Annotated in this window: 3 protein-coding genes; all 3 read left to right on the plus strand. The window is 73.7% G+C overall.

Annotation, left to right across the window (positions count from 1 at the left end; genetic code table 11):
• Positions 1-62 precede the first annotated feature (62 nt).
• The gene (locus GPJ59_RS35810; RefSeq protein ID WP_219672298.1) at positions 63-581 is read left to right on the plus strand and encodes a MogA/MoaB family molybdenum cofactor biosynthesis protein; all 519 of its coding nucleotides are present in this window, start codon (positions 63-65) and stop codon (positions 579-581) included.
• A complete protein-coding gene (locus tag GPJ59_RS35815; protein WP_219672299.1) occupies positions 578-1198 on the plus strand; it encodes a GNAT family N-acetyltransferase in 621 nt (206 codons plus the stop codon). Before GPJ59_RS35810 ends, GPJ59_RS35815 begins: the two co-directional genes overlap by 4 nt.
• Positions 1199-1352: 154 nt before the next feature.
• Positions 1353-1977: divisome protein SepX/GlpR (gene sepX, locus GPJ59_RS35820; protein WP_445271894.1), on the plus strand; the 625-nt coding region annotated here is incomplete at its 3' end.

Below are 1977 nucleotides of genomic sequence, written 5' to 3' on the forward strand. Positions count from 1 at the left end.
GTCCCGGCCCCGGCGCCGTCGCCGCGGCGAGCCCCGGCGCCGCCCGGTCGGCTGCCGCCCCGCTGCGCGGGCTCGTGGTCACCGCCTCCAACCGTGCCTCGAAGGGCGTCTACGAGGACCGGGGCGGCCCGGTCCTCGCCGAGGGCCTGGCCCGGCTCGGGTTCGCCGTCGACGGGCCGCGGGTCGTGCCCGACGGGGACCCCGTGGAGCAGGCGCTGCGCGAGGGCGTGGCCGCCGGGTACGACGTCATCCTGACCACCGGCGGCACGGGCATCTCGCCCACCGACAAGACCCCCGAGGCGACCGCGCGGGTGATCGACTACGAGATCCCGGGCATCCCGCAGGCCGTCCGCGCCGAGAACCTCGCCAAGGTGCCGACGGCCGCCCTCTCGCGGGGCCTGGCGGGTGTGGCCGGCCGCACCCTGATCGTGAACCTGCCTGGCTCGACCGGCGGCGTACGCGACGGCGTCGCCGTCCTGGACCGCATCCTGGTGCACGCGGTGGACCAGATCCGCGGCGGCGACCACGCGCCGTCCGCCGCCCCCGCCGGGAGCACCTCCGCCTCCGGGAGCCCGAGCTGAACGGTCCCTCCTGGCCGGCGGTGCTGACGGACGGCGACGTCACCCTCCGGCCGATAAAGGTCCGCGACCAGCGCGCCTGGCGCGAGGTCAACCGCCGCAACCGCGACTGGCTGCGGCCGTGGGAGGCGACCGTTCCGCCGCCCGCGCCCTGGGGGCCGGTGATCCAGCGGCCGACGTTCCGTCAGATGGTCCGCCATCTGCGGGCCGAGGCGAACGCGGGCCGGATGCTGCCCTTCGTCATCGAGTACCAGGGCCGGCTGGTCGGCCAGCTGACGGTGGCCGGGATCACCTGGGGCTCGATGTGCGCGGGCCACGTCGGCTACTGGGTCGACCGCGAGGTGGCGGGCCGCGGCGTCATGCCGACGGCGGTCGCGCTCGCCGTGGACCACTGCTTCGGCAAGCTCGGCCTGCACCGGATCGAGGTGTGCATCCGGCCGGAGAACGGTCCGAGCCGCCGCGTGGTGGAGAAGCTGGGCTTCCGCGAGGAGGGGCTGCGGCCGCGCTACCTGCACATCGACGGCGCCTGGCGGGACCACCTCGTCTACGCGCTCACCCTGGAGGAGGTCCCGGAGGGCCTGCTCAACCGCTGGCACCGCGCCCGTCACCCGCAGAAATGAACGGCGAATACAAACGCGTGTTCGAATTCGATCGAGATTCACTCATAACCTGATCCGAAGAATCACAAAAAAAGTCCGTGATATCAGCCAGATCGTGCGACACACCGGTCCAATTGGCCGATGCCGTCGGCCGTGCACCTCTACGGTGTGAGGTGTGAGCAGCAGCGGCCTCATCTACGCAGTCATCGTGGGGGCCTGGGCCGCCTACTTGGTGCCCATGTGGCTCCGGAGGCAGGACGAGCTGAACGAGGCCCGTCCGACGGAACGCTTCTCCACCGCCATCCGGCTGCTTTCCGGCCGGGCGGGAATGGAGCGCCGTTACGCCAAGGACCTGCGTGAGCGCGGTGACGAGGAAGCGGCGCCCCACGTGGACCCGGACGCCACGACGGAAACGGTGAATTCCGTCGAGGCAGACGTCCGGGCCTCCGGCATGTCCCCGACCAGGGCGGAACCGAGATCCGCGGCGGTCGAACGGGAGGAGCGGGCGGAGCGGGCCCGGCGCGAGCGGCGCCTGCAGGTCCTCGCCCGGCGCCGGCGCACCACCGCGATGCTCTTCCTCGCCTTCACCCTGGGGGCCGTCGCCGCGGCCGTCGGCGGGCTGCGCCTGCTGTGGGCGCCGGCGATCCCGGCCGTCCTGCTGAGCGCGTACATCGTGCACCTGCGGGTCCAGGAGCGGCGGCGGTTCGCCTTCACCATGGACCGGCGCAGGGCCGAGGCCGCCGCGCGCCGGCTGCGCGAGAGCCGCGAGGCCGGCCGGCCCCGCCGGCGCGAGCCGGAAG

The sequence above is a fragment of the Streptomyces bambusae genome, from assembly GCF_019400985.1.
Lineage (GTDB): Bacteria > Actinomycetota > Actinomycetes > Streptomycetales > Streptomycetaceae > Streptomyces > Streptomyces bambusae_A.